The organism is Xenorhabdus sp. Sc-CR9, assembly GCF_963897815.1.
Classification (GTDB): Bacteria; Pseudomonadota; Gammaproteobacteria; order Enterobacterales; family Enterobacteriaceae; genus Xenorhabdus.
Genome location: NZ_CAWQTY010000027.1, coordinates 1 through 4,356, shown reverse-complemented (window position 1 = coordinate 4,356; position 4,356 = coordinate 1). Strand labels below are relative to the sequence as shown.

Below are 4,356 nucleotides of genomic sequence, written 5' to 3'. Positions count from 1 at the left end.
AAATGTAATTTTAGTTGCTTAAACCATATTCTTTTTTGTAACTGGTTAATAAAACGTTTTTTTTATAACAATTATTTATAATTTATTTATTTGTGAGGCAGTGATTAAAAAGTAAAATCCATATATGTGCGGAAACATTAACACATTCTATAAAGTTGTTATTTTTCAAGAAGAATAACTTCAAAAGCCATGGTGAATTCTTATATTATCTATTCGAATAATAAGATGATGGTTCGCTATAAAGATAAATAAAATCTAAATGGTGAGATAAAATTTTTATTAGAGGATTGATATCATGAGAAAAGTATTAATGGCTTTTACATTGACAGCACTATCTTTTGGAACAGCAGCAGAATCGTCTTCAGAACCAAAACTCAATTTGGATTCTGGCAACGTGTTTTTTGATATTGATTTTGGTTGGTTGAGAGGAGAGTCGAAAGAATATGTTTATGATGTCGAAACTGGGCGTAAAATGAGTGAGCTTGACTGGAAAATTGGTAATGCCTTAATTGCTAAGGGTAGTATTTCTTGGGATACTTTTTACTGGTTAACGTTAAATGCCAATGGTTGGGTTAAATTAACATCTCGTAATAGTAAGTCAGACGATTACAATTACAATTTGAATAATTCGAAAAAACAATCTCAGAGCGAATGGATCGACAAATCAGTTAGTCCAAATACTCCCCTTAATTACGCTAATGAGTTTGATTTAAATGCTATAACCTGGTTAATTAAACAGCCTGATTACAAGTTGGGCGCACTTCTGGGTTATCAAGAAACTCGTTTCAGCTGGACGGATTATGATGGTTACTATAGTTATGATGGGGGAAAGGATAAAGGAAGTTTTTCTTCTACAGCAGGTATTGGCTATCAACAAAAATATAGCCTACCGTACATCGGATTAAGGGGACAGTATCGCTATCAGGATTTGGAATTTAATATTTTACTGAAATTTAGCCCATGGGTGAAAGCGAAAGATCACGATGAACATTATCTCAGCAATCAGACTTTCTATGAACAATCGGATAGTGTTCGTTATTATGGTGTTGCAATAGATGCAGGTTATTATGTAACACCTGAAATTAAGGTATATACAGCCTTTGTCTGGAATAAATATCATGAAGGTAAAGGTAATACAGTGATGCATAACAATAAAACAGATAAAACTAACTATTCTGATGATGGTTCATCAGGAATTGAAAACCGAAACTATAATATGAATTTTGGAGTCCAATATTGCTTTTAATTTTTCCTATCTACTTGTATTGCCCGGAAAATACCGGGCAATTCTTCTTCTGGGATTTATAACATAATCATGAACGAACCCATCAGGACAAATCTGATCTGAGCCAGCACAGATAATACTATTGTTTTTACGATAAATTTATTAACTTATACCAAAATATCGCTTCACAATCTCTCTCCCAATCTCTATTGATGCCGTAGCCGCAGGAGAGGGCGCATTGCAGACATGCAGTGAACAGCGACCCTTTACAAAATGAAAATCATCCACCAATTTTCCATCAGTGGTAAGTGCCTGGGCACGCACACCGGCTGGACCCGGTGTAATATCTTCCGGCTGTAAATCAGGAATAAGTTTACGGGCATTTTCGGTAAAAAGCTGACGTGAAAAGGATCGGCGCATTTCTGCTACGCCCTCACAAAAATAACGAGTGGCAATCTTCCAGAATCCTTTATAAACCAGTATTTCTGCTAAATCCCGTGGATTGAAATCTGTCTTGTAATACCCCTCACGTTTAAATGCCAGCACCGCATTCGGGCCAACGTCCCGTTTTCCATTGTGCATCCGTGTAAAATGAACACCGAGGAAAGGAAAATCCGGATTGGGCACGGGATAAATCAGATGATTCACCAGATAGTTTTTTCTGTCGTCCAGCACATAATATTCACCACGAAATGGAACAATTTTCATGCCAGTTTCATAACCAGCCAGTTTGGCAATTCTGTCGCTATGCAATCCGGCGCAATTCACCAGAAATTTTGCCTGATAGCAGGTTTGTTGAGATTTCACTTCAACATAATCGCTTTTTTCGCTAATGCCTTGGACTTGCTGCTGATAATGAATATCACCACCTCTGGTCTGAATGATTTCAGCCAGTTTTGCTGCAATTTCCGGATAATTCACGATCCCAGCATTCGGCACTAATATAGCCTCAAGCCCGTTGACGTAAGGTTCACGCTCTTTCAGTTGGGCTTGTGATAGCCGGCTGACTTCAAGACCATTTTTTAACCCTCGCCGATAGATGTTTTCCAGCAAAGGCAACTCTTTGAGTTGCGTTGCAACAATCACTTTGCCGCAACGGTCGTAATATAATCCGTGTTGCTGACAAAACTCATATATTGTACGGTTTCCCTGTTTTGCCAGCCGTGCTTTTAAACTGTCAGGGGTGTAGTAAATGCCGGAATGAACAACATTGCTGTTATGACCGCTTTGGTGAGCAGCAACCCTATTTTCTTTATCCAGTATCAGCAAACGTAAGTGCGGATGTTGCTCTTGCAGGGCACTGGCAGTGCCAAGCCCGACTAATCCTGCACCAATAATAATTACGTCATACATTTTTAGGGTGTTCCTCTTTGTTGTTATTTTTTATGTTATTCAACCTATTACGAAATATGTGCATGGCTCCTGCACTAATAATTAACCCTACGCCTACGAGATCGGTCAGCATTCCCGGTTTAATCAGAAGAATAGCAGCAATTGCGAAGAGAACTCTTTCTAACCAATGAATTTTATACATCCAGAAATTGGCACTGGAGATAGAAAGTGAGTAAATACCAATCAAGGCAGTCAGTATCATATAGCTGATGGACAGAACGTTTAAGTCATCGCCTTGCATTAATAACGCCGGGTTGTACACCAAAATAAAGGGAATAATAAAACCCGGAAACGCCAAACGAACAGCATCCCATGATGTTTGCATGGGATCAGCGCGGGCAATGCTGGCTGCCGTATAACTGGCAAGGGCGACGGGAGGCGTGATATTGGAAAGTGCGCCAAACCAGAAAACGAAAAAGTGAGCAGCCAGTGGCAAAACACCGGCTTTGATTAATATGGGTGACACTGTCACAGAAACGACAATATATAGGGCGGTGGAAGGTAATCCCATACTGAGAACAATGCAAACAACCATCACGACAAGCAGGATCATCCATAGCGTATTGTCAGTCAGGGAAACGATATTGAAAGCAAGGGTAGAACCAATGCCTGTCATGGTGACAACACAGATAATAACTCCGATGGTGGCACAAGCAACGGTAACTTGAATTGCACCACGAGCTGCATCATTCAGGGCGGCAGCTATTTTATTCGGAGTCATGCGAACGGAAGTATCTGGCGTTATCCAACTTGCGATAATAATTGTAATAATGCCGAGAAAACCAGCATAAATCGGTGTTTTTCCGGTTAATAAGGTACCGATTACGATAAACAATGGCAGTAATAATAAACCACGAGCTTTCAATACAGCTTTGACTTTGGGAATATTTTCTTTGCTGATACCTTTTAATCCCTGTTTTTTGGCTTCCAAATCAATGGCAATAATCAGGGCTGCATAGTAGAGCAGTGCCGGAATAATGGCTGCAATCACAATGGTAGTGTAGGAAACACCTAAAAAGCCCGCCATGATAAATGCCGCTGCTCCCATGATCGGTGGCATAATCATTCCTCCCGTTGATGCTGTTGCTTCGACAGCGCCGGCAAAACGGGGAGATAAGCCGATATTTTTCATCAGAGGAATGGTGAAAGTCCCTGTTGTAGCTACGTTGGCAACTGCACTACCGCTGAGTGAGCCGGTCAGGGCAGACGAAATGACAGCAACCTGAGCTGGCCCTCCCCGACGGCGACCGGCAATTGCCAGAGCAAGATCATTGAACAGTGCAGTTGCTCCGCTCACACTTAAAAATGCACCGAACAAGATAAAGGTAACGATTGCTGTTGATGCGGTGGATAAGGTAATACCAAAAATACCTTCGCTGGTCATAAATAAGCGGAACAATAGGCGTTCAAGTGAAAAGCCGGCATGCCCAAATATCCCCATGAAATATTGACCGAACAGGGCATAAACGATGGAAAAAATGGATAAACTCGGTATGAAATAGCCTGTGGTTCTTCTGGCGGCCTCAAATAATACACCTAGGCCGATGACGGACATGGCATAATCTGTAGTGTTGGGAATACTGTTACGCCCGACGTGTAAGTCAGTGTAGGTCAGGGCACGAGCATACTTTGATTAACATTCAGCCAAAGAAAACTTGGGCGCGGTAATCATCACACCAGCTGGCTTTTTTAAGCTTATTTCTTTGGCTTGGTGCCCCGCAATCACATTGCTTGACCAT

2 protein-coding genes and 1 pseudogene are annotated in these 4,356 nt (G+C 41.0%); 1 reads left to right on the top strand and 2 read right to left on the bottom strand.

Annotated features, from left to right (window positions below):
* The first annotated feature begins 295 nt into the window (after positions 1 to 295).
* Positions 296 to 1,246: an omptin family outer membrane protease gene (locus AACQ81_RS01515; RefSeq protein WP_237388399.1), complete on the top strand. Its 951-nt coding sequence runs from the start codon at positions 296 to 298 to the stop codon at positions 1,244 to 1,246.
* A gap of 141 nt (positions 1,247 to 1,387) precedes the next feature.
* Here AACQ81_RS01515 and lhgO read toward each other — a convergent pair whose 3' ends face one another.
* Both lhgO and AACQ81_RS01505 read right to left on the bottom strand, forming a co-directional pair.
* Positions 1,388 to 2,578, bottom strand: coding sequence for an L-2-hydroxyglutarate oxidase (gene lhgO, locus AACQ81_RS01510; RefSeq protein WP_237388398.1), 1,191 nt, complete (start codon positions 2,576 to 2,578; stop codon positions 1,388 to 1,390).
* Positions 2,571 to 4,226 (bottom strand): annotated as a pseudogene (locus tag AACQ81_RS01505) (TRAP transporter permease); the annotation flags it as partial. The gene lhgO and the pseudogene AACQ81_RS01505, both read right to left, overlap by 8 nt.
* Positions 4,227 to 4,356: the final 130 nt, after the last annotated feature.